Origin of the sequence: Gilliamella sp. Fer1-1 (assembly GCF_001690825.1) — a bacterium.
Lineage (GTDB): Bacteria > Pseudomonadota > Gammaproteobacteria > Enterobacterales > Orbaceae > Gilliamella > Gilliamella apicola_C.
Genome location: NZ_LZGX01000040.1, coordinates 1 through 25,301, shown reverse-complemented (window position 1 = coordinate 25,301; position 25,301 = coordinate 1). Strand labels below are relative to the sequence as shown.

Below are 25,301 nucleotides of genomic sequence, written 5' to 3'. Positions count from 1 at the left end.
TAAGGTAAAACAGGCTCAGTAGGTGATACCACCATATGTGAGCGATTATTTTAGATTAAATGTTATAGAAAAGTTTTATACTAGTATGTCTTGATCGCACATTGATCTTTTCAACTGATCCTATTAGATATTTTAAAATAGATCATCGGTATAAGTATAAAATTCAAGCAAACGAACTTATTTTTTTGTGGATAACTCTGTGATAAATTAGGATCACAAGCTGTTATAATCGCATTAATAACTTAATTCAAAAAAACATCTGTGGATAAATTTAGTAGTTATAAACAAGTATACACAAAAAAAGATCCGATCAATTCACAGAATTAGATCACAAATAAGATCTTATAAAATATCTATAAAAATAAGTTATCAACAAAAAGGATCCTATTAAATAATAATAAAAATAAAAGATCATCTAAAAGATCTTATTTAATTTAGATCGCGATCGAAATAGATCATTTGACGTAATCGAAAAGATGAGTAAAATTCCCTACGCTAAATAACTAGATCACAGGATCTAAATTAGCGATCATCTATACACAAATAAATACGAGGCTTTTTTATGTTTTATCCAGATCTTTTTGATGTCATCGTTGTTGGTGGTGGTCATGCAGGAACAGAAGCCGCAATGGCATCAGCGAGAATGGGACGAAAAACACTGCTTTTAACCCATAATATCAATACATTAGGACAAATGTCCTGTAATCCTGCTATTGGCGGTATAGGTAAAGGTCATTTGGTAAAAGAAATTGATGCTATGGGTGGTCTAATGGCACATGCTATTGATCATGCAGGGATCCAATTTAGGATCTTAAACAGTAGTAAAGGACCCGCTGTGCGAGCAACAAGAGCACAAGCAGACAGATCACTGTACCGTAAAGTGATCCGCACTACTCTTGAAAATCAAGAAAATTTAATTCTCTTTCAACAATCTGTTGAAGACGTGATCATTGAAAACGATCAAATAACAGGTGTCAAAACACAAATGGGCATTTCATTTAAAGCTAAAGCTGTTGTTTTAACAACGGGTACTTTTTTAGATGGAAAAATTCATATAGGGCTTGATAATTATAGTGGTGGTCGCACAGGGGATCCAGCATCAATAGGTTTATCAAAATCATTACACCAATATCCTTTTAGAATGGGGCGACTAAAAACAGGTACGCCACCACGAATTGATGCGAGAACAATTGATTTTTCAAAACTAGGCACTCAATATGGTGATGATCCAGTACCCGTATTTTCATTTTTAGGTAATGCAAGTGAGCATCCTAAACAGATCCCTTGTTATATCACAAGTACTAACGAAACAACCCACGAGATCATTCGAAATAGCTTAGATCGTAGCCCTATGTATACAGGGGTAATTGAAGGTGTAGGACCTAGATATTGTCCATCAATTGAAGATAAAATAATGCGCTTTGCTGATCGTAATTCGCATCAGATCTATTTAGAGCCTGAAGGATTAGACAGTAACGAAATCTATCCAAATGGGATCTCAACAAGCTTACCGTTTGATGTACAACTTGCATTTGTACGTAGCATGAAAGGATTAGAAAATGCCAACATTGTAAGACCTGGTTACGCGATCGAATATGATTATTTTGATCCAAAGGATCTTAAGCCAACACTGGAAAGCAAAGTGATCAAAGGGCTATTTTTAGCGGGACAGATCAATGGCACAACGGGCTATGAAGAAGCTGCTGCACAAGGTATGCTTGCTGGCTCAAATGCTGCGCGTTTTGTTTTTGATCAAGATCAATGGTATCCAAGCCGTGATCAAGCTTATTTAGGAGTACTCGTTGATGATCTTTGTACTCTTGGTACCAATGAACCTTACCGCATGTTTACTTCACGTGCTGAATATCGTTTAATGTTACGTGAAGATAATGCTGATATTCGTTTAACAGAAATAGGCCGTAAGCTAGGGATGGTTGATGATTATCGTTGGCAGCGCTTTAACGAAAAATTTGAAGCAATCGAACAAGAAAGAGCGCGTTTACGCGATATTTGGGTACACCCCCATATTGAAACGATTGATGAAGTCAATGCTGTTTTAAGCGCTAATTTAACCAAAGAAGCTAATGGTGAAGAGTTGCTTAAGCGACCAGAAATGAGTTATAACACATTGAAAACGCTTTCTTTATTTTCACCAGGATTATCAGATGCACAAGCTGCAGAACAGGTTGAAATTCAAGTTAAATATGACGGTTATATTAAATTGCAAATTGAAGAAATTGAACGTCAAAAACGCAATGAACAAACACTTATTCCTGAACATATTGATTATGCCGAAATATCTGGATTATCGAATGAAGTTGTGGCTAAATTAAAACAACACAAGCCTGTTTCTATTGGGCAAGCGTCGCGTATTTCTGGTATTACGCCGGCTGCTATTTCAATGTTGTTGGTTTATTTAAAAAAGAAGAATTATGTTAAAAAAGAAACTTATTAATCTGATTGATCAAACGGATCTTTTGATCACGGAATTACAAATAGATCAATTGATCCATTATGTTGAAATGCTCAACAAATGGAATAAGGCTTATAACTTAACGGCGATCCGCGATCCTAATGATATGTTAGTGAAGCATATTATCGATAGCTTAATTGTATCGCCTTATTTAACAGGTAAAAGCTTTATTGATGTAGGAACAGGCCCTGGTTTACCAGGTGTTCCTTTAGCGATTATTAATCCTGAAAAACAATTTGATTTAGTTGATAGCTTAGGTAAGCGTATTCGCTTTTTAAAGCAGGTACAGTTTGAATTAAAATTAACAAACATAAATCCTGTGCAAAGTCGTATTGAAGAGTACACTGAAAAAAAATTTGATGGGGTTATTAGTCGTGCATTTGCCTCTTTGCAAGATATGCTAAGTTGGTGTAAACACCTTCCTAATGAGCGAGGGCTTTTTTATGCATTAAAGGGAAGTGATATTGATTCCATTCCTAATGGTTTTACGCTTAAACAAAATATTAAATTAACTATACCTGAATTAAATGCTGAAAGATGTTTAGTTATTATTAAGTAGCTTTATACTAAAGCATCTACATAATTTTAAACATCTTTACAAGGTTAATTTTTACGTTTTTTTAGGTAGGCTTTTATACCATCAACAATTGCTTTAGATACTTGATTTTGAAAAGCTGCTGTTCTTAATTTCTTTTCTTCAGTAGTATTACTAATAAAAGCAGTTTCTACTAAAACAGACGGGATATCTGGTGCTTTTAGTACCGCAAATCCTGCTTTTTCAAGAGAAGGTTTATGCAGCTTATTAATCTTCTTCATTTGGCTTAAAATAGCATTACCCAGTAAAACCCCATTATTTAAAGTTGTTTTTTGCACTAAATCTAAAATGGTATTGTCCAAATATTTATCGCCACTACGACTTACTCCCCCAATTTGGTCGGCTTCATTTTGGGTTTGTGCCAGATAGCTTGCTGCAGAACTACTTGCCCCACGTGTTGATAATGCAAAAACAGAAGATCCACCAACTGAACGATTAGCAAATGCATCAGCATGGATAGAAATAAAAAGATCTGCATGCAAAGATCGTGCTTTAGCTACTCGTACTTTTAAAGGTATAAACACATCTTCATTACGCGTCATATAAACTTTTATGTTGGGCTCTTTTTTTAGCAAATTGTAAGTGCGACGTGCAATTTGTAAAACAATGTCTTTTTCACGGGTTTTATTATAGCCTATAGCACCGGGATCTTCACCGCCATGCCCTGGATCTAACATAACAACAATTGGCGCGTTTTTCTTTTTATTAGCCGGTGTTTTTATTTCAGATTGTTTTTTATTAAGATTTCCAGATTTATACTCTTCTAACAGAGCAAGTAAAGGATCAGCATCGGAAGTTGAAGCGGGTTTAGATGGATAAAGATCCATCACCAAACGATGCTTAAATTTCGCAATTGGCGATAAAGTAAAAGTATTTGGTTGGACGCCTTGTTTTAATTCGATCAGTATTCTAACCGTTTTTGGGTCACGTTGAACAACACGTATCGATTTAATATAAGGATCGTTTTTTAAAACTTTTGAAGATATATTTTTTAATGTTGTATTTAAATTGACATCACTGATATCAATTGCGATTCTTTCGGGGTTACTCAATAAAAAATGCTTGTATTTTAAACTAATATTGGATTCTAAAGTGATCCTAGTATAAGTAGATGAAGGCCAAACTCGCACAGCAACAATTTGTGCCATTGAAGCAGCAAAGCCTACACGAGTGACAGATAATAAACAAGTCGCAAGAATACCTTTAACTAATAGGCGCTTTGTAGGACTGAATGTTTCTGACATATTTAATCTAAACACTTTATTTTCTATATGAGTTAATCGCGAATAATAACATAAAATATAAAGATATTAAAAAGAATGATTCTTATCTTTATCTGATTTTTTTATAAAATAACCTATCCATTTTTTATGTTATAGCGATATTATTTTTTCCTTTTCTAAGATCAATGTTAGATTTTATCGTTATAAAAAGTTGGTATAGATCTTAAAACGCCATTAAATGCAATTATTCAATTAACAGTTTTTTTTTATAATCATCTATATTAATTGAAAATTTTTCACTGTATTTTCAAATCATTTTACAAAAGCTTATATAATGCTTTATTTTGGGTTGCTATGCTTATTTTATTATAGACCCTACATTCACAAAAGATTACAATATGGCTCGCTAAAATCACGGATTTAAACCCGTTTTCATTTTAACAATTAAATATAGCTGAGTTATTGATGAGCAAAAAATTACATATCAAAACTTGGGGCTGCCAAATGAATGAGTATGACTCAACAAAAATGGCTGATCTCCTTGAATCTACCCATGGTTTAACATTAACAGACAATGCCGAAGAAGCGGATATTTTATTACTAAATACCTGCTCTATTCGAGAAAAAGCTCAGGAAAAGGTTTTTCATCAATTAGGTCGTTGGAAAAATCTTAAACAACATAATCCAAATATCATTATTGGTGTTGGTGGTTGTGTTGCCTCGCAAGAAGGTGCACATATTCGTAAACGCGCCCCTTTTGTCGATATTATTTTTGGGCCTCAAACTTTTCACCGTTTACCTGAAATGATTGAACAGATTCGAAGTGGTAATGGTAACCATGTCGTTGATGTCAGCTTTCCTGAAATTGAAAAATTTGATCGCTTGCCAGAGCCTCGTAGCGAAGGACCTACTGCGTTTGTTTCTATTATGGAAGGGTGCAATAAATATTGCACTTATTGCGTCGTACCTTATACTCGCGGTGAAGAAGTTAGCCGACCTTGTGATGATGTCATTTATGAAATTGCACAACTGGCTGAACAAGGGGTGCGTGAAGTCAATTTATTAGGTCAAAATGTTAATGCTTATCGTGGCCCCACATTTGATGGTGATATTTGTTCCTTTGCAGAGCTATTACGGCTAGTTGCCGCTATTGATGGTATTGATCGTATTCGCTTTACAACTAGCCATCCGATCGAATTTACTGATGACATTATTGATGTTTATCGTGACACGCCAGAGCTTGTGAATTTTTTACATTTACCTGTTCAAAGTGGTTCAGATCGCGTATTAAACTTAATGAAACGTACGCATACCGCACTTGAATATAAATCCATTATTCGAAAATTACGTAAAGTGCGCCCAGACATTCAAATTAGTTCTGATTTTATTGTTGGTTTCCCAGGTGAAACACAAGAAGATTTTGAACAAACAATGAAACTCATTGCTGATGTCAATTTTGATTTAAGTTACAGCTTTGTTTATTCAGCTCGCCCTGGTACACCCGCTGCTGAAATGGAAGATAATGTTTCGGAAGAAGAGAAAAAGCAACGCCTTTACATTCTTCAAGAACGAATCAATCAACAAGCTATGCAATTTAGTCGTCGTATGTTAAATACGGTTCAGCGTATTTTAGTTGAAGGTCCATCCAAAAAAGACCTTATGGAATTAACGGGTCGAACGGAAAATAATCGAATTGTGAATTTTGAAGGTTGTCCTGATATGATTGGTAAGTTTGTTGACGTTGAAATTACTGATGTTTATCCAAATTCGCTACGTGGTAGAGTTGTTCGTACTGAAGATGAAATGGATTTACGTGTTAGTGAATCACCAATGTCAGTTATTTCACGCACTCGTAAAGAAAACGAGTTAGGGGTCGGTATCTATCAACCTTAAAGTAGTAATCATTAAGCCACAATGTGAGTGGCTTTTCATATTTTTTATAAAATAATAAAGATAATAAAATAACTTACGGATGAATTTAAAGGAAAAGAAAATAATATGTTTATAATATTTGGAACTCGCGGAAGAGAAGTTAACGAACATAGTGGACAATTTAATTGCCCAAATTGCTGTTCGCAACAAAACACCACTATCGATGAAAAAAAACAAAAATATACACAAATAAAAGTGGCAAAATATTTTACGTTATTTTTTATTCCTATTTTTAGTTACGAAACATTAGGACGTTATATAAAGTGTAATGAGTGCAATAGTGATTACAACGAAAACGTACTGGAATATGTGCCACCAACATTTGAAGAACAAGTTGCATCATATGTTGAACAAGAGTTAAAAAGTGGAACACCTATTTCAATGCTGATCAATAAACTAAAAGCACAGGGTCTTGATCAAGATCAATCCCAACGTGCTGTTGATCATGTTGTTTCTGGTAATATTGTGACATGTCATCATTGTAATATGGACTTTTTAACAGGTGTTGAAAAGTGTTCTTTATGTGAAGGATACATTAAAAGTTAGTTTTAATTATTAGTTTTAATTATTTGAGGGCTTACATTTGAATATCATAACACATGAAACTATGCTTGATCCCGCTGATAATCAGCGACTTAATAGCCTTTGTGGTCCTTATAATGACAATATTAAGCAGCTAGAGCGTCGACTTGGTGTTGAGATTAATCATCGTGGTAATTTATTTTCCATAACTGGCGATCGGATTTGTGTCCAAGCAGCCAATGATATTTTACAATCTCTTTATAAGCAAACTAAAGCCAAAGATAAAATCATTGATATCGAGCCAGAACACATCCATCTAGCAATTAAAGAGTCTGGTGCGCTAGAAAAGGCAAGTGAGCATTTGCCTGCTTATATTGATCATCAAGGCGGCAAGTTGGTAATGATAAAAACTAAGCGAGGCATCATTAAACCAAGAACAGCAAATCAAGCACAATATATTGCCCATGTTTTAGATTATGATATCTCGTTTGGTATAGGGCCTGCTGGTACAGGTAAAACCTATTTAGCGGTAGCTGCAGCGGTTGATGCGCTTGAAAAGCAACAAATCCGTCGCATTGTATTGACTAGGCCTGCGGTTGAAGCAGGTGAAAAATTAGGTTTTTTGCCTGGCGACTTAAGCCAAAAAGTCGATCCTTATTTGCGCCCACTTTATGATGCGTTATTCGAAATGCTCGGATTTGAAAAAGTTGAAAAGCTAATTGAAAAAAGTGTGATTGAAGTTGCACCACTTGCCTATATGCGAGGGCGAACTCTTAATGATGCTTTTATTATTCTTGATGAAAGCCAAAATACCACCATTGAACAAATGAAGATGTTTTTAACTCGCATAGGTTTTAATTCTAAAGCGGTAATAACAGGCGATATTACCCAAATTGATTTACCACGCCATCAAAAATCGGGTTTACGACATGCTATTGAAGTATTGAGTCAAGTTGATGAAATTAGTTTTAATTTTTTCAATAGTGAAGATGTAGTCCGTCATCCAGTGGTTGCCAGAATTGTTAATGCTTATGAAAAATGGGAAGAACAACAACAGAATATTAAACAGCAATATACGGAAAGTAGTATATAAAGGAGTCTTATTATTCCTATTTCACGTAAAAAAGAAAAAACGGTAATTCGAGATCATTCTGCCGAAGCAAATTTATTTCTTCGTAGGGCGCTATTTGCATTTGTTACGATTATTTTAATGGTTATTATTTTGCTTGGTAATTTAGCCGATTTGCAAATTGCTAATTTTAGTTATTACAGTACAAAATCCAATAATAATCGAATTGAAATTATACCTATCCCACCTAGTCGTGGCATGATTTATGACCGTAATGGTACACCTTTGGCAATTAATAACATCACATATCAGCTTAATATCATTCCTGATAAAACAAAAAACCTTAATGAACAATTCAATGAATTAAAAAAAATTGTTGGCTTGACTGATGAAGATATTGAGATGTTTCAAAAAGAACGACGCAATTATAAAGCTCATCGCCCTGTACCGCTAAAAGAAAATTTGACCAAAAAACAAATAGCGCGTTTTGTTGTGGATCAACATCGTTTTCCATTTGTTTCTATTGTGGGGATACAGCATCGTTATTACCCTTATGGTGCATCACTGACTCATATTCTTGGCTATATTTCTAAAATTAATAGCCAAGATAAACAGCGCTTAGATGATGAAAATAAGTCCAGCGATTATGTCGCTACGTTTAATATTGGTAAAATGGGGATAGAAAGGTATTATGAAGACGTATTACACGGAACCCCAGGTTATGAAAAGGTTGAAGTTAATAGCCGAGGTCGTATTGTTCGTCAAATAAACAAACATCCACCACAAGCTGGTGAAGACATCTATTTATCTATTAACCTTAAATTACAGCTTTATATAGAGCAATTATTGGCAGGGCGTAAAGCCGCCGTGGTCGCTATGGATCCTAATAATGGTGAGATTTTAGCTTTAGTTTCTAGTCCAAGTTATGATTCCAATCTATTTGTTGGCGGTATATCGAGTGTAAAATATAGCGAATTACTCAAAGATCCTAGTAAACCACTATTTAATCGTGTGTTACTCGGCGCTTATCCACCAGCTTCGACAGTTAAACCTTTTATTTCTATTGCCGCTTTGAGTGAAGGGGTTATCACGCCAAAAACTGTGGTTGATGATCCTGGTTGGTGGCAATTACCTGGTACTGAGCGACGTTATCGAGATTGGCTTAAATGGGGGCATGGTCGGGTTGATGTATTAAAGGCCATTGAAGAATCGGTTGATACTTACTTTTATAAAGTTGCTTATGATATGGGTATCGATCGCTTAAACTTATGGATGGCTAAGTTCGGTTATGGTAAACGCACCGGTATTGATATTTCACCAAACGAAGAAACCCGTGCCGTTATGCCGAGCCGTGAATGGAAAATAAAGCGTCATAAAAAATCTTGGTTACAAGGTGATACCATTCCTGTCGGTATTGGTCAAGGTTATTGGACTGCAACCCCAATGCAAATGGTTAAAGCGCTAACGACTTTAATTAATAATGGAAAAACCTATACACCGCATTTTTTATTATATAAAAAGAGCGATATTTTAAACGCTAATAAACGGCAACCAGAGATTAATTCAGATAATTATATTGAAACAAATAGTTTAGGTGATATTAATCCAGCTTATTGGGCACTTGCTAAGGAAGGTATGCACCGAGTGATGTTTGGATCAAGAGGAACGGCACGTAAGATTTATGCTGATGCAAAATATCAGGCTGCAGGTAAATCTGGTACTGCGCAAGTTTATGGCTTGAAGCAAGATGAAGTCTATAATGCTCATAAGATCCCAGAGCATTTACGTGATCATGCATTATTTATTGCTTATGCCCCTTATGATAAACCCAAAATAGCGCTAGCGATTGTATTAGAAAATGGTGGCGGCGGTAGCTCGAACGGTGGCGCTGTTGCTCGTAAAATCTTAGATTTTTACCTTCTAGGTAATGATTCAACACAGCTGGATGAGCCATCACCCAATGACGGAACTGAAGATTAATGATGAATAATAGCAAAAAATCTTTTTGGCAAAAGATACACATCGATCCCTTATTTTTTTTATTTATTACGCTATTACTTGGCTATAGCCTCTATATTCTTTGGAGTGCATCGGGTCAAAATATCGATATGATGCAAAAACGAGCCATTCAAATATTGCTCGGTTTTGCTGTAATGATTATTTTAGCTCAGTTTTCGCCTAGGGCTTATGAAAAATGGGCGCTGTATCTATATATTGTTTGTATTATCATACTATTACTAGTTGATATTTTTGGTTACACCAGTAAAGGCGCACAGCGTTGGTTGGATTTAGGTATTTTACGATTTCAACCTTCAGAAATAGCCAAAATAGCCGTGCCATTAATGGTAGCAAAATTTATTCACCGAGATGGGTGTCCACCACCATTAAAAACCACATTACAAACACTTGCTATCATTGGTGTGCCAGCATTACTTGTTGCGATGCAACCTGACTTAGGTACAGCAATATTAATTGTTATGTCAGGTATTTTTATTATATTTTTAGCGGGTATGAATTGGCGTTACATTCTTGTTGCATTAATTTTAATCGCTGTCTTTTTACCGATTATGTGGTTCTTTTTAATGCATGATTACCAGCAAAAACGCGTATTAATGTTGATTAATCCCGAACTTGATCCTAGCGGAGCAGGTTATCATATCATTCAATCTAAAATAGCAATTGGATCGGGCGGTCTATGGGGTAAAGGCTGGTTACAAGGCACACAATCGCAACTTGAATTTTTACCTGAACGACATACCGATTTTATCTTCTCCGTTATTGCCGAAGAGTTTGGTTTTGTCGGCTCTATTGTTTTGCTTATTCTCTTTTTATGTTTAATTGTACGAGGGCTTATTATTGCTGCTCAGGCACAAACCACCTTTGGTCGAATACTTTCTGGTGGGCTAATTTTAGTCTTTTTTATTTATGTGTTTATTAATATTGGTATGGTCAGTGGAATCTTACCAGTAGTTGGTGTACCATTACCGCTAATAAGTTATGGTGGCTCTTCTTTAGTCGTATTAATGGCAAGTTTTGGCATTATGATGTCTATTCACACACATCGATATATGTTATCTAAAAATATTTAACGGAACCCAAATAAATGAAAAAGAAATTTAAATTATCTTTTGCGTTATTCGCGCTTGCTGTTTGTTCATCAGCAAATGCTGAAATGGCTTTTCCTATTCCAGCTATCCCCAAGTTGGATGCAGAATCTTATATTTTGATCGATGCTAAATCAGGCGAAATACTGGCACAATATAATGCCGAGGAACAACGTGATCCAGCAAGTTTAACTAAAATGATGACCAGTTACGTGGTGGGGCAAGCACTACAATCAGGGCGTATAAAAAATGATGACATGGTTGTGGTCAGTAAAGATGCATGGGCAACAGGCAACCCTATTTTAAAAGGATCATCATTGATGTTTTTAGAAGTCGGTAAAACGGTATCGGTTTCTGATCTTAATAAAGGCATTATTATCCCATCGGGTAACGACGCTTGTATTGCTATGGCAGAACACGTTGCGGGGAGCCAAGGCGCTTTTGTTAACCTAATGAATGATTATGCTAAAAGACTTGGATTAGATCATACTCACTTTGAAACAGTGCATGGGCTTGATGCGCCAGGGCAATACACAACAGCTAAAGACATGGCTTTTTTAGGGCAAGCTTTAATTCGTGATTTACCTGAAGAATATTCCATTTACAAAGAAAAAGAATTTACTTATACATTATCTAAACCACAACTTAATCGAAATGGGCTACTTTGGGATACTACACTGAATGTAGACGGAATTAAAACAGGCCATACCAATGCCGCGGGGTATAACTTAGTTGCTTCTGCTGTGGATGGTAATACTCGTTTAATTTCAGCCGTATTAGGTGGCCGTACTTATAAAGGTCGTGAAGAAGAAAGTAAAAAATTATTAGTATGGGGATTCCGCTTTTTTGAAACAGCAAATCCTATAAAAGCAGGTGCGCCATTAGCAACTGAAACTATTTGGTATGGTGATGAAAATAAAATTCAATTAGGTGCAATTAATGGTGCCTTTATCACAGTGCCAAAAGGCCGTTCAGCAGATGTACAAGTTGAATATAAAATTGATGATTATATTTATGCACCAATAGCTAAGGGTGCAACAGTGGGCAAAATGCAATTTTTACTTGACGGTAAAGTTATTAACGAACAGCCACTTGTTGCTTTACAAAATGTTGAAGAAACAGGCTTTTTTGGTAGTGTATGGGATTGGATAACGCTACAATGCTATAGATTATTCCACTAGTTTTTATTCAAGTTTTGCTATCATCGCTCTGCGTTCTGTAAGTAATTGCTTACAGAACAACCTATCCTCCTTCAAAAATAATATAGTCTAATATAAAAAATAACTGCTCAAAAACTGTCAGATAAATATTGATTTTATTTAAGTTTTCATCATTACTTTTTATTTTAATATTTGCTTATTAAATAAACAATGCAAACTTAATAAAACTAACCAATATATTATAATGGATGATAATGGTAAGAAAACATCTAGTTATTTACACTTACATGATTATAAAGTTTTTTATTTTATTAACTTATTTTTAAATTTCTTATATTTGATAACTAGTTATAAATAAAAGAGATATCTTCTTTATTAATAATTACTGAATTTCTGTTAAAAATATTCAGGAATCTATACCGTTTCAGCATGAAATTATTTTAAATTTAATGGCTTAATAAATTATTATTCATAAAGCATCAAATGACTTAAATCCCTTATTCAGCCAAAGCGTTAAACGGTTATCACTGACTGATTTAACTAATATAAACAATTAATATTAAACACCATTTATTTAACAATTTAAAAGAAAGATTAAATTTTACACTAAAGCGGTGTATGCTTTTTAGCTAAAACGCCTGTTTTTTGCACTCAGTCATGCTGAGTATAAAATGAAATAATAACTAAAATAAAAACAAACAAGATAAATTATGAGGAATAATAGGTGAGCAAAACATGTCGAATGAACTTAATCGCCTTTTGGGGCAACTTGGTGGCGAGTTTAGCCATTTAATGGCCGGTTTAGGGGGCGTTAGTCACAACCAAGAAGAAATGTGTGATGCATAAAAATAAGTTTAAATAAAAAAATATAAGGAGGTTAAAATGACAGAATTTGAACAAAAAAGTCGCCAAAAATTATTGGATGAAGATTTTTACCATTATTTCCAAGAAAGACTAACCAAACTAATTAGTATGGTTGATAGTGATATGAAAAAGGAAAAAGATGGTTATGCTGAATTTATGATAGGACTACAATATCAACAACTCTGTTTAGATTATACCGTAGGTAAAAAAATCATTGGATTATCATCCAGAATGGAGTGTATTTTAAAATATATGCAAAGTTCTATCGATTATGTAGATAAATATAATATTGCCAATCCTAATGATAGAATGGATATTACTATCCTGACGGAATATTTTGAAACGGAAACGTTATCAAATTTATTAGGTTTAGCTATTTTATTTAAACGCCAAGATTGGTTTGAAACCATTGTTAAAGCTGTGGATTTTGACCAAGAAAATCGAGAAAAAGCGTTAGATAGTCTCATTGCTATGAAAATTCCAAACTATCCCATTACCGAAGAAAAAACGCCACGAGAACTGAGCTTTCGCAACCCGCTTTATAAAGCGATTCATGCCGAGCCCCCTAAAGATACCTTAAAATTCTTAGATGAATACTTGCGTCGTTGGTACGATGGGCTACGTAAAGCAGGCAATGTTTATATTGATAGTCACTTATTGCAACAAGGCGACTCCAGAGATTGTTGTTCTTTTGTTGGTTACTGGTGTTTTGAAGCCGCCGCCGTGGCATATTTAAAAAATATTGATGACAGCACGTTACACCGCTTTATGTACTACCCTAAAGATATGATTGAATATGCACGGGCAAATCATGGAGATTAATTTTAAATGACATATAAAAATAACTTTGATTTTATTTGTTTTTATGTTTGCTTGTTAAATAAATAGTGAAAGTTTAATAAAACTCACTTACTTCTAAATAACAATAATTAGCTTCGATAACGGCTAATAAATAGAAATAAAGCTAGTAATTTTATACTATTTATGATATAAAACGCGCGCTACATTTCATATTGTTTTTCTATATAAGATAGTAAATGACAATTAATATGAATTAAGCATTAAATTTTAATAATTAATTAACGTTATAACACACACATATCATCACACTTTTCCGGGGTGCCTTTTACTTGTTGTTATTAGGTCGGTTAAAGCGGATATGTGGAGGCATAACCCCAACGTCAAAATGAGGAAATCATGACTACAGTATCAATGCGCGATATGTTACAAGCGGGTGTACACTTTGGACACCAAACTCGTTATTGGAACCCAAAAATGAAACCATTTATTTTTGGTGCACGTAACAAAGTTCACATCATCAATCTTGAAAAAACAGTACCAATGTTCAATGAAGCATTAGCTGAATTAAACAAAGTTGCTGCGCGTAAAGGTAAAATTTTATTTGTTGGTACAAAGCGTGCAGCTAGCGAAGCCATTAAACAAGCGGCTGAAAGCTGTGGACAATACTATGTTAATCACCGTTGGTTAGGTGGTATGTTGACTAACTGGAAAACAGTACGTCAATCAATCAAACGTCTAAAAGATTTAGAAACACAAGCTAGTGATGGTACATTTGACAAATTAACCAAAAAAGAAGCACTAATGCGTGCTCGTGAAATGGCTAAATTAGAAAATAGCTTGGGTGGAATTAAAAATATGGGTGGCTTACCCGATGTGATTTTTGTTATTGGTGCAGACCACGAACATATCGCAATCAAAGAAGCTAACAATTTAGGTATTCCAGTCATTGCTGTTGTTGATACTAACTCAGATCCTGATGGTATTGATTACATTGTTCCTGGTAATGATGATGCAATCCGCGCAATTCAATTATATGCAAATGCGGTTGCTGAGGCAGTCCGTTCTGGTCGTGAACAAAACCAATCTCCAGTATCTGAAGAAAGCTTCGTAGAAGAAGCACCAGCAGCTGAGTAAAAACTCAAATATTTTCGGGTGGATGCTTGAGTGTCCACTCATTCTAATGAAAATCATCACAATGGTTAAATAGAGGATTAAAAAATGGCTGAAGTTACCGCTTCTATGGTAAAAGAACTGCGCGAAAGAACTGGCGCAGGTATGATGGAATGTAAAAAAGCATTAGTTGAAGCTAATGGTGATATTGAACTTGCAATTGACAACATGCGCAAATCAGGTCAAGCCAAAGCAGCTAAAAAAGCAGGTCGTGTTGCTGCTGAAGGTGTGATTATTTCTAAAATTTCTGCTGATAAAAAGTATGGCGTTATCTTAGAAGTTAACTGTGAAACAGACTTTGTTGCCAAAGATGCTGGTTTCCTAGCATTTAGCGAAAAAGTAGCAACAGCAGCTTTAAATGATCGCATGATTGATCTTGCTGCTTTACAAGCAAAATTTGAAGAAGAACGTACTGCACTAGTTGCTAAAATTGGCGAAAATATTGGTATTCGTCGTGTTGCTGAAATTTCTGGTGACGTAGTTGGTAGTTACCAACATGGTGCTCGCATTGGTGTATTAGTGGCAGCTAATGGTGCTGATGATGAATTAGTTAAACATATTGCAATGCATATTGCAGCAAGCAAACCAGAATATGTTGATCCAAGTGATGTGCCTGCTGATGTTGTTGAACATGAACGTAACATTCAAATCGATATTGCAATGCAATCAGGTAAACCACGTGAAATCGCTGAAAAAATGGTTGAAGGCCGTATGCGTAAATTCACTGGCGAAGTATCATTAACTGGTCAAGCTTTTGTTATGGATCCTTCTAAAACTGTTGGTGATTTACTAAAAGAAAAGAAAGCCACAGTCGCTTCATTCATTCGTTTTGAAGTAGGTGAAGGTATTGAAAAAGTCGAAGTTGACTTTGCTGCAGAAGTTGCTGCAATATCGAAACAATCTTAATTGTTTCAAAAAACCGCCGTTAAGGCGGTTTTGTTTATCTACAAAATATTTTAAAATTACGACAAGCTAATTTGTTAGCTTATTGAGTAATTAAACAACGAAATAGTGAGACTTCAATATGGTGACCCCTTTCTATAAACGTATTCTTCTAAAACTCAGTGGTGAAGCGCTACAAGGTGATGAAGGCTTTGGTATTGATGCAACTATTCTTGACCGTATGGCGCAAGAAATAAAAGAACTGATTGAAATGAATGTTCAAGTTGCTGTTGTTATTGGGGGTGGTAATCTATTTCGTGGCGCAGGACTTGCTAAAGCTGGGATGAACCGAGTGGTTGGTGATCATATGGGGATGCTTGCAACGGTTATGAATGGCCTTGCGATGCGTGATGCGTTGCACCGAATTGAAGTTAATGCGCGTTTAATGTCAGCGATACCATTAAATGGCGTCTGTGATGATTATCGTTGGACTGAAGCAATCAGCTTGCTTCGTCATGGTAGAGTCGTTATTTTATCAGCAGGAACGGGTAATCCTTTTTTTACCACGGATTCAGCAGCCTGCCTGCGTGGTATTGAAATCGAAGCAGATGTTGTTTTAAAAGCAACCAAAGTTGATGGTGTTTATTCAGCTGATCCTGTAAAAGATCCAAATGCAACACTTTATAAGACGCTTAACTATGAAAAAGTATTAGATGATGAACTTAAAGTCATGGATTTAGCGGCATTTACATTAGCAAGAGATCATAATCTACCTATTTGTGTGTTTAATATGAATAAACCAGGTGCGTTGCGTCGCGTCATATTAGGTGAGCAAGAAGGAACATTAATTAGTAACAAAGCAACAGTAACCAGCTAATTATCTTTATCTTAAATAAGGCTTTTATTATGTTAAACGAGATTCAAAAAGAAGCGCAAACGCGCATGGAAAAAAGTATTGATGCATTTCAAAATCATATTTCTAAAGTAAGAACTGGTCGCGCATCACCAAGTTTATTAGATGGCATTATGGTTGAATATTACGGTAGCCCAACGCCACTTCGTCAACTAGCCAATGTTGTTGCTGAAGATGCAAGAACACTAGCTATAACCGTATTTGATAAATCATTAACGCCAGCTATTGAAAAAGCGATTTTAACTTCAGATTTAGGGCTTAATCCTGCGTCAGCAGGCACAGTAATTCGTGTACCTTTGCCACCGCTTACAGAAGAACGCCGCCGCGATTTAACCAAAATTGTTCGTAATGAAGCAGAACAAGGTCGAGTATCGATTCGTAATATTCGCCGTGATGCCAATGATCAAATTAAAGCATTGCTAAAAGATAAAGAAATATCTGAAGATGATGAGCGTAAAGCACAAGATTTAATCCAAAAAGCAACCGATGCTGCAATCAAAAAATTAGATGCTGTGCTGGCCGATAAAGAAAAAGAGTTAATGGAATTCTAATTTATCTTTTTTCCTTGCAAACGCTTGGTTTTATAAAACTGAGCGTTTTTTATTTACTAAAATGTTGCTATTTTATGTATATAATATTTTCAACTTTTCAGCACAAGTAGCATGGGTATGGATAAAAACAAGATATATTAGCTTGTTTTAACTATTATTGAATATTCCAAGATAAACACTTTTTATTTTCATGGGCTTCCTTTAATGCTATAGATATTAATGATAATTCTTCTTCAGCTTTTTCCTTATCTATTGGATCTGATGATATTGCGGAAACAACTTTTTTATTCTGTATAAAATATCTTTTAGTAACCGTGAATACTACTTCTGACTTTATATTTTCATCATTGTCATCATGATAGTAAATTGGGACATTGTAATATTCAGCATTTGAGATAACTTGGTATCTATTACTGTTTTTTATAACGGTAATTTTTCCACGATAAGTTTCACCATAAATATTAATCTCAATCTTATTTTTGCGACATATTAATCCTGCGCCTTCTGTTGAAGGAATCGATTCAAGTGTTATCTCATCAGCTTTTGATGTAAAAGATAGGCATAGTAAGTTGATGAATATTAAATAAGCGAATCGTTTAATCATCTTGTTTTTCCGTCAATTACCTTATTTTCTAATTCAATTTCAGCTTGATTTATTTCTTGCTTTAATTAAAGCTATCTCGTATTAAAACCCAAAATCATTATCTAGTTCATCTTCGTTTTTGCAATAATTATCTTCTTTTTGTGTGCATTGACGAGAAAACACTTTATCTGAATCATTCGTGCTACGTCTTTTATAATTACATACCGAATTAAGTAAGGTATAGCTATGTTTTTTAGTGTCAAATTGAAAAGTTTTAGTGATTACAATGTCGTTATCTTCTTTAATTGGACAAATTTTTTTCTGAATGGCTTGTTGTTTCTTTTCATCAAAAGAAATATCGAGACCATCTAAATTCAGATAAACAAATTTTCCTTTTTTCTTATCAAAGGAGTAAAAACGATGAAAAGTAGGCACCCCCATTACATCATCGGTTGTTTTAGAAATAAAAAAATCATTATCAATGCCATCAAAATTGTAATCATCAGTGCCTTCAGGTCTATGAATTACTGTGCTATCACCGTTTTTTATTGTTTCGATTGACATAAATTCATAATCACTAATAGCAGCATCATTAATTGTTTGTAACAAACCACCGTCTTTTTTTCGGTAAACATTAATGCCAACCATTTTATAAGCGCAGCCTTTTATAGATAAAACGATTTTGAAATAGTAATCTTTAGTTGTCTTGTGTTGTAAAAATTCTATTTCTTTAGATTTTTTTTCAAATATATCTAATTCTGAGTCCGAAAAGCATCCAAATTGCAGTTCACTTTCTAATTCTGTTTTAGGTAATGACGCTAATCTTTTATCAGCTGAAAGATTATCATCAGACTCTGCGTCATACTCATTTTCGGTTAAAAGCTTAGGATGATTGGTGATATTATTGATATATAAAGTTGCATTACCAGCAAAATCATTATTATAATTGTAATAATACTCTTCTTTATACTTGCCATTCGTTCTGATTTCGATTCGATAAAAATAGTTGGCAAATACAAAGTTGGATAAACATAAGATAGCCACTATAATGTATTTTATTGTTTTCATATTCTTTCACTTAATCATATTATCCACTTCTCAAACTAACAGCATTTAAGAATTATTTTATAGAAATTTATGGCATTTTAGTTGATAGTCTATGCTTATTTAGGCGTGCAATTACTAGTCGGCGTAAAATGCATTCCATGGTACCCAATTAATTATTTCACCATATTTTTCACTTTGATAGCTCACTTTAAACCATAAAAGCTTTCTCATTTTATAAATTTCATAAAGGTTAGTTTTTTTGAGTTTCTCATTGTCTAATTCTACATCTAAAATTTTGACAAAATCGTTTCTTTTTAAATAGTTATAAGTTGGATATTGAAAGTCTGGTTGTTCATAAAGTTGAACTTTTTCCAGTTGAATATAAGAATGAATATCGCTTTTTTCGGTTGAGTTATCCAGTATATCTGAAAGCCTGTCCATATCATAAAAAGTAAAATTACCGTTAGAATTGAGAATATCTAAACCAATCATATGTTGGTATTCAAATTCACCTAATTCTTTAATTCTTTGAAATACTTCGACATTTTTGAAATGATATTGCTTATCTTTATTTGCTACTATTACTGTATATTTATCTAAATCATAATCCTTAATTGATTGATAGTGTTGATAAAAACTAATATCACCCACTTTACCAACAAAAACATCAAAATTTTTATGTAATAAACTTTCATCAGTGTGAGGGAAATAGGAGTAAGAATTTAATTGGCGAGGATCAAAAAGAGCCAAGGAACCATTTAAATCTTTAATATTGTTAATCTGCTTTCTTTCAGTGCAATAAGAATATCGGGTTTCCATCAAGTTGATTAACCGTCTCTTAACATAGCTACAATCAATAGTTAGTCTGTTGTTTTGAATTGTTATTGGAATGTAGCCTTGAATATTATTTGTTGTTGCATGCTTGTAAAACAATGCGGGTTGATTATTCCAATTGGCAAATTGAACATCAAGTGAATGATAAGATCCAATCAAATTTTCAAGTTGATAATCCACATTATCACCTTTTACTTCTAATATAGCGGGTTTTGAAAATTCATTATTTTCATCATCACAACGATAAGATATAAAGTTATACGATTTTGAATTAATCTCGAACGAATAGTTTTTAGCTTCTATTTTGTTTGAACAATGCTCCTTAGCATTGCAGATAGCGCTTATTGATATACATAATATTAATATTATTTTTTTCATTTCAAATTATTGTTCACTAAATAATGATTTTAAGTCTATTCCAGTATATAAATTAGCTAAGATTAAGGGTAGAAAAAATTAATTTTTATATAAGTAACCTAAGGTAAAAACAATGGCAATCGATACCGTTTACGTGCATTATGTCGATGTTTAAATGTAACGGGAAATCGTTTCTATTATCAGCGACAATTGACGTAGCAACCACAAGATATATTGCTGAGTGAAATAGTGGGACGAAGTGCTGGCAGGCATAAAACAGCGGCACGGGTCATGCAAGCGATGAGTCAAATATCCATGAACTTACAGACGATTGAGTTTTTTCATTCTGATAGAGGAAAAGGGTTTGATAATCATTTGATTGATAAATGCTTAACAGCATTTGGAATTAAACGGTCGTTAAGTCGCAAAGGCTGTCTTTATGATAACGCAATTGCAGAAAGCACATTTAAAGCCGTAAAACCAGAATTTATGCCAAATACTATTTTTGATCACTGGCGCAACTTAAATTGGAATTTAATCACTATGTGGATTGGTTTAATTATAACAGGCTTCATTCAATATTAAATGGACAGTCGCCGATTGAATATAAAAGAAATCGATGACCTTATTTTTTGTACTAAAAAGTGTGGACATACCACCAGACTCTTTGGCATAAGCTGTAAAAGAAATTGAAGATAATAAAGGGCAAACTAATGAAAATAATTAATTTATTAATTATCGTATTGTTTAATTTTATAGGTGCCTATCTAAGTTACCAATGGTGTTATCGGATGATTATCGCAAAACATCGCACACCATAATTATATTATTTGATGTGCTATGGTTTGTGTTATTTCTGTTTTATTCTGATTTCAATCTTTCTTTTATATAAAATAAATCGGCCGATGGGTTTAGTGATGTGCGGAGTGCCAATTGGTATTCTAATTATCTTAATGTCACCTATTGTCTTCATGTTAGTTATGGATGAGGCTAATAAATCGGTTTTTAATCTAGATTTTATTATGGGATTTTTAGGTATTACATCACTGGTAACCCTTAATTTTATAATATATCCAGCAATTTTATTATGCTGTCATTATTCTATTGGTGGAATACAAAAAATATCAAGTAAGCTTGCTTTGAAGCAATAATTAATTACCCAAATCAGCCAGCGCATCGCCCACTTATTTTATACTGTGGCACTCATCAGATTGGATTGCCACTCTGTATTTCTTGTCTTATTTTAAGTTCATTAAGGCTTGTGCAAAAAACGCTCTAACTTATCCGCCTTAAAATGTAGTTCAGAAATCGTGTCGCTTATCCACGCACATTATAATCACGATTCGGTGATGGAAATCCCCATCCCTGATTACAATGGATATCATGTAGCTTGTGCTAATTCTGCTAATTTTTGTTTTCTACTCCTTTAGGTTATTTATTCTAATTTATATCTAAATTTTTAACACGTTAAGGATGCTAAAGTCTTTTGCCTATTACCATTAACAAATCATTGAGCATAATAATTTATGATTGAAACGGTATAGAATCCTGAATCTTTTTTACAAATGCATTAAACATTATGATGATTTAGATCTAAAATGCGATTTGCTAACGGGTAAAAACGAGTCATCAGTGTGCATGTCTAACCATGTTTGACGGTAACGTTGACATCGCTTTATTTGATAATAGTTAGCCAATGCCAAAAATCCTTGTAATTCCATTATCTCCAAAAAATAACGTTGCCACTTAGCGACGGTATCGGTATTAATTCCCAATTGTTGGCTAATCGTTTTAAATGTCTCACCTTGTAGTAATAAATCAACAAAAGGTAACCACAGTTCACAATGAGATAATTTATCAAGATAATACTTTTTGAGAGGATTAAACGTTCGGCGACAGGTTCGGCAACGAAAATTAAGGCGGTGCCCAATGCGAACTGTACTAAGCGATCCACAATAATCGCAAGGCATAACTGACGTACCAAGTAGCTTGGTCAGCCATAACTTAAATGCCTGAGCTTGTCTAGACACTTCTACCGGCATCGTTTGTGTAAGATTCAGTATTGCTTGATAAAGATCTGGCTCATACTGCGCTAGCCACTGACGAATAACGTTATCTCGCCTTTGAGCAGCTCGTGGTGAAAGGTGAAATTTATTGGCAATCAAGCTATGTGGCAGAGCAATTAACGTCATGGGCGCAATGTCAATCAGTAATGCGACAGGCTTAAGGCGTCGACATAATGAACTTGTTGCGATTAATGACGGGACTTGTTGCAAAAAGCGCTTAGCAGCAGAATGTTGCTCTTCGGGTAAAATAGTGTGATACATTGTTGATCTCCTTTGAAACGGTATAGAATCCTGAATATTTTTTACAAATAATATAACCTAAAAAGTGAACAGGTGGAATTATTTGATTAACGACTGCCCAGCATAAACAGAATATGCTATATTATTTTTCGTTTGATTTTACAAGGCGATAAGATGGATATTAAACTAACCAAACATGATAAACGCTATATTGAAAGCACAGACGACGTGTATAGCATTATGCAGCGTGTGTTATTGCGTGAAGACAAGATCGACCAAGAAAAGGAACATCTTTGGATGATTGGTATGAATCAAGCGGGTTATATCCTGTATATTGAACTAATTGCGCTTGGGTCTTATAAATCGGTCAACATTGAACCAATGAACGTGTTTCGTATTGCGGTGATGAAAAACGCCTCACGGGTGATTTTGGTGCATAATCACCCGTCAGGATCGCTAATCCCCTCAGAGGCGGATAAAGATATCACCGACCGCTTAATTCAAGTTGCCCATATTTTAAATATCGAGCTTACCGACCACTTAATTATCACCCCAAAAACCTATATCAGCTTTCGCAACATCAAACTGATGGCTGAACTTGAACAAAGCTTGAAATATGTTCCGACTTACCAAGTAGTTGAACGCATCCGTAAACAAGAAAAACAAATTGCAAAAGAAAAATTAGCGGTTGAGAGGGATAAGACCAAAACAGCTCAGCAGAAAGCAAAAGCAGAAAAAGCTCGTCGAGAAAAAGCTGAATCTGAAAAGGAAATACTAATTAATGCGTTACTGGAAAAGGGCGTATCTATTGAAAATATTGCAAAGATTTTGGGGACTACAGTGAGGGTGGTTAAGAGAATTATTAATTTAAAATAATAGTGCGTTTTATAAACAGTTAGAAGAGCAAGATCTAGAGTTTATAAGAGAAAACTATCCAGACAATATTTTAGAACTTATTACCCATAATTTTGAGGGATATATAGATAAACTAAAAGAGGATGATTCTTTAATTGATCATGATGAGATAATAAATCTATTATCAACAGAGTTAAGTTCAGCGCAAAAAACGTCATTGTTAGGTTTAACAAATGTTCCTATTTCCATTAATTATGCAAACGATTCAGTAGCGCTTCTAAGGTAGTAAAAACGGATAAATACTGATTTTATTGTTATCCCATACTATTGGAAATGGTTGAATAGTCGCCCTATTTGAGGTGGCTATAGTTGAATTTTGAGTATTTTTTTCATTGCTAATCCGTTAAATATTTTATCATTAAAATAATTAGTTATTTTAATCAAATGGAATAATCTCGATAGTAATGTATTATTTTAGATAACCATTAATATAATTAAGACTTTTAATCTTTTTATTTCCACCAATATCGAGGATTACTCCTCGATATTTTTTACCCTTTTACACACACGACTTGCCGTAATTGATGGACAATTTCGACCAGTTCATTTTGAGCTGTCATTACTGCATCAATATCTTTGTATGCCATTGGGATTTCATCAATCACATCAGCATCTTTACGGCATTCAACATGTGAGGTAGCTTTGATGTGGTCTTCAATGGTAAATTGTTTTTTTGCTGCTGTTCGGCTCATAACTCGCCCTGCACCATGTGAGCATGAACAGAAACTTTCTTCATTACCAAGTCCTCGCACAATGTAGCTTTTTGCACCCATTGAGCCCGGAATAATCCCTAGCTCACCTTTACGAGCTGATACCGCTCCTTTACGTGTTACAAAAATATTATGACCAAAATGATGCTCTCTTTGAACATAATTATGGTGGCAGTTAACAGCTTGTAGATGACTAATAAACTCAATATTTAGTGTATTACCGATGGCTTTAATTGTGTTATGCATCATCGCTTCACGATTTAAACGGGCAAACTCTTGAGCCCAATTTACCGCCATAAGATAATCATTAAAATGCTCAGTGCCTTCAACAAAGTAGGCTAAATCTTGGCTTGGTAAAAAGTTATCAATAAAATAAGTAGCCATGTCTTGTTTAGCTACTTTGATAAAATACTCTCCAATAGCATTACCCACACCACGTGAACCGCTATGTAACATAATCCAAACCCGATCAGCTTCATCCAAACAAATTTCGATAAAATGATTACCAGTTCCTAATGTCCCTAAATGATGGTAGTTATTGGTATTTAAAAAATGTGGATATTTTTCAGTCAGCTTTTCAAATTCTGGTAATAGCTGTTGCCAATATTGATCCACAATTAATGGTGGATTTTGCCAACTACCTTGATCGCGACCTATTTTTTTTGGCGTTAAACCATGTGGTACGGCTTTTTCAATCGCTAAACGTAAGGGGGCTAGTTTGTCAGGTAGATCAGCTTTGGTTAATGAAGTTTGTACTGCCATCATTCCACAGCCAATATCTACACCAACCGCAGCAGGTATAATTGCACCAATAGTAGGAATCACGCTACCGATAGTTGATCCTTTACCTACATGCACATCAGGCATTACAGCGATGTGTTTAAAAATAAACGGTAATTGTGCCAATTTTAATAGTTGTTCTTTAGCTTCAAGCTCTACTGGTACGCCTTTTGTCCACATTTTTATCGGCTTAGTATTTTCGGTTTTTAATACTTCATATTGTCTCATTTTTTCACTCCTTTTTAATTTCATGCAATGCTAAGTTGCTAAGTTTATAAGCTCTGTTTTATTTTTGGATTTTATTCCCCCTTTGGGCGATAAAATCTTTTTTTGTGATTCCGTATGATAAATATTGCTAAAAGCGTGCCAAAAATTAAAAAATGGTAAAAATAATTAGTATTGTTTTGATTAAAAAAACAAAAATAAGTTTAAAATAGATGAAAATAGAAATTTAATGGATTTTGGTTGATTAATTTTTTATAATTTATTCTAAAAAGTTATAAATATTTA

Annotated in this window: 21 protein-coding genes; 15 read left to right on the top strand and 6 right to left on the bottom strand. The window is 34.3% G+C overall.

Annotated features, from left to right (window positions below):
- Positions 1-562: 562 nt before the first annotated feature.
- Positions 563-2,455 (top strand): tRNA uridine-5-carboxymethylaminomethyl(34) synthesis enzyme MnmG, encoded by a 1,893-nt coding sequence (gene mnmG / locus A9G28_RS05795; protein WP_065580052.1) that lies wholly within the window; start codon positions 563-565, stop codon positions 2,453-2,455.
- Positions 2,433-3,032: a 16S rRNA (guanine(527)-N(7))-methyltransferase RsmG gene (gene rsmG / locus A9G28_RS05790; protein ID WP_065567300.1), complete on the top strand. Its 600-nt coding sequence runs from the start codon at positions 2,433-2,435 to the stop codon at positions 3,030-3,032. Before mnmG ends, rsmG begins: the two co-directional genes overlap by 23 nt.
- A gap of 44 nt (positions 3,033-3,076) precedes the next feature.
- On the opposite strand, the gene A9G28_RS05785 is transcribed toward rsmG, so the two are convergent.
- Positions 3,077-4,312: an N-acetylmuramoyl-L-alanine amidase gene (locus A9G28_RS05785; protein ID WP_065580051.1), complete on the bottom strand. Its 1,236-nt coding sequence runs from the start codon at positions 4,310-4,312 to the stop codon at positions 3,077-3,079.
- Between the two features lie 444 nt (positions 4,313-4,756).
- On the opposite strand from A9G28_RS05785, the gene miaB reads away from it, so the two are divergent.
- The 11 genes from miaB to frr all read left to right on the top strand — a co-directional run bounded on the left by miaB (position 4,757) and on the right by frr (position 17,259).
- Positions 4,757-6,184: a tRNA (N6-isopentenyl adenosine(37)-C2)-methylthiotransferase MiaB gene (miaB, locus tag A9G28_RS05780; RefSeq protein WP_065567302.1), complete on the top strand. Its 1,428-nt coding sequence runs from the start codon at positions 4,757-4,759 to the stop codon at positions 6,182-6,184.
- A gap of 105 nt (positions 6,185-6,289) precedes the next feature.
- Complete coding sequence (locus A9G28_RS05775; RefSeq protein ID WP_065580050.1) at positions 6,290-6,769, top strand: zinc-ribbon domain-containing protein; 480 nt, start codon at positions 6,290-6,292, stop codon at positions 6,767-6,769.
- Positions 6,770-6,806: 37 nt separating this feature from the next.
- Positions 6,807-7,838 (top strand): PhoH family protein, encoded by a 1,032-nt coding sequence (locus A9G28_RS05770; RefSeq protein ID WP_065580049.1) that lies wholly within the window; start codon positions 6,807-6,809, stop codon positions 7,836-7,838.
- 18 nt (positions 7,839-7,856) lie between these two features.
- Entirely contained in the window at positions 7,857-9,794 is a 1,938-nt protein-coding gene (gene mrdA / locus A9G28_RS05765; protein ID WP_065580048.1) for a penicillin-binding protein 2, read from the top strand.
- A 2-nt stretch (positions 9,795-9,796) separates the two neighbouring features.
- Entirely contained in the window at positions 9,797-10,903 is a 1,107-nt protein-coding gene (gene mrdB, locus A9G28_RS05760; protein WP_081301515.1) for a peptidoglycan glycosyltransferase MrdB, read from the top strand.
- Positions 10,904-10,917: 14 nt separating this feature from the next.
- Positions 10,918-12,099, top strand: coding sequence for a serine hydrolase (locus A9G28_RS05755; protein WP_065567307.1), 1,182 nt, complete (start codon positions 10,918-10,920; stop codon positions 12,097-12,099).
- Between the two features lie 861 nt (positions 12,100-12,960).
- Positions 12,961-13,764, top strand: a complete 804-nt coding sequence (locus A9G28_RS05750) for a PoNe immunity protein domain-containing protein (protein ID WP_065580046.1) — start codon at positions 12,961-12,963, stop codon at positions 13,762-13,764.
- Between the two features lie 375 nt (positions 13,765-14,139).
- Positions 14,140-14,877 carry a 30S ribosomal protein S2 gene (gene rpsB, locus A9G28_RS05745; RefSeq protein WP_065568205.1) on the top strand — a complete coding sequence of 246 codons (738 nt, stop codon included), beginning with the start codon at positions 14,140-14,142 and terminating at the stop codon, positions 14,875-14,877.
- A gap of 84 nt (positions 14,878-14,961) precedes the next feature.
- Entirely contained in the window at positions 14,962-15,819 is an 858-nt protein-coding gene (gene tsf, locus A9G28_RS05740; protein ID WP_065568206.1) for a translation elongation factor Ts, read from the top strand.
- Between the two features lie 118 nt (positions 15,820-15,937).
- Entirely contained in the window at positions 15,938-16,672 is a 735-nt protein-coding gene (gene pyrH / locus A9G28_RS05735) for a UMP kinase (RefSeq protein ID WP_065580045.1), read from the top strand.
- 29 nt (positions 16,673-16,701) lie between these two features.
- Positions 16,702-17,259, top strand: coding sequence for a ribosome recycling factor (frr, locus tag A9G28_RS05730; protein WP_065568208.1), 558 nt, complete (start codon positions 16,702-16,704; stop codon positions 17,257-17,259).
- 154 nt (positions 17,260-17,413) lie between these two features.
- Here frr and A9G28_RS05725 read toward each other — a convergent pair whose 3' ends face one another.
- The 3 genes from A9G28_RS05725 to A9G28_RS05715 all read right to left on the bottom strand — a co-directional run bounded on the left by A9G28_RS05725 (position 17,414) and on the right by A9G28_RS05715 (position 20,101).
- The gene (locus A9G28_RS05725; RefSeq protein ID WP_065580044.1) at positions 17,414-17,863 is read right to left on the bottom strand and encodes a hypothetical protein; all 450 of its coding nucleotides are present in this window, start codon (positions 17,861-17,863) and stop codon (positions 17,414-17,416) included.
- An 81-nt stretch (positions 17,864-17,944) separates the two neighbouring features.
- Positions 17,945-18,910 carry a hypothetical protein gene (locus tag A9G28_RS05720; protein WP_065580043.1) on the bottom strand — a complete coding sequence of 322 codons (966 nt, stop codon included), beginning with the start codon at positions 18,908-18,910 and terminating at the stop codon, positions 17,945-17,947.
- A gap of 114 nt (positions 18,911-19,024) precedes the next feature.
- Entirely contained in the window at positions 19,025-20,101 is a 1,077-nt protein-coding gene (locus A9G28_RS05715; RefSeq protein ID WP_065580042.1) for a hypothetical protein, read from the bottom strand.
- 524 nt (positions 20,102-20,625) lie between these two features.
- Here A9G28_RS05715 and A9G28_RS14080 point away from each other — a divergent pair.
- Positions 20,626-20,703, top strand: coding sequence for an IS3 family transposase (locus A9G28_RS14080; protein WP_442903048.1), 78 nt, complete (start codon positions 20,626-20,628; stop codon positions 20,701-20,703).
- Between the two features lie 954 nt (positions 20,704-21,657).
- Here the strand turns inward: A9G28_RS14080 and A9G28_RS05700 are convergent.
- A complete protein-coding gene (locus A9G28_RS05700; protein WP_065580040.1) occupies positions 21,658-22,407 on the bottom strand; it encodes a hypothetical protein in 750 nt (249 codons plus the stop codon).
- A gap of 153 nt (positions 22,408-22,560) precedes the next feature.
- Between A9G28_RS05700 and A9G28_RS05695 the strand changes: the two genes are divergently transcribed.
- On the top strand, positions 22,561-23,262 hold the full coding sequence (locus A9G28_RS05695) for a JAB domain-containing protein (protein ID WP_081301513.1): 702 nt from the start codon (positions 22,561-22,563) through the stop codon (positions 23,260-23,262).
- 530 nt (positions 23,263-23,792) lie between these two features.
- Here the strand turns inward: A9G28_RS05695 and A9G28_RS05690 are convergent.
- Entirely contained in the window at positions 23,793-25,019 is a 1,227-nt protein-coding gene (locus A9G28_RS05690; RefSeq protein ID WP_065580039.1) for an RtcB family protein, read from the bottom strand.
- Positions 25,020-25,301: the final 282 nt, after the last annotated feature.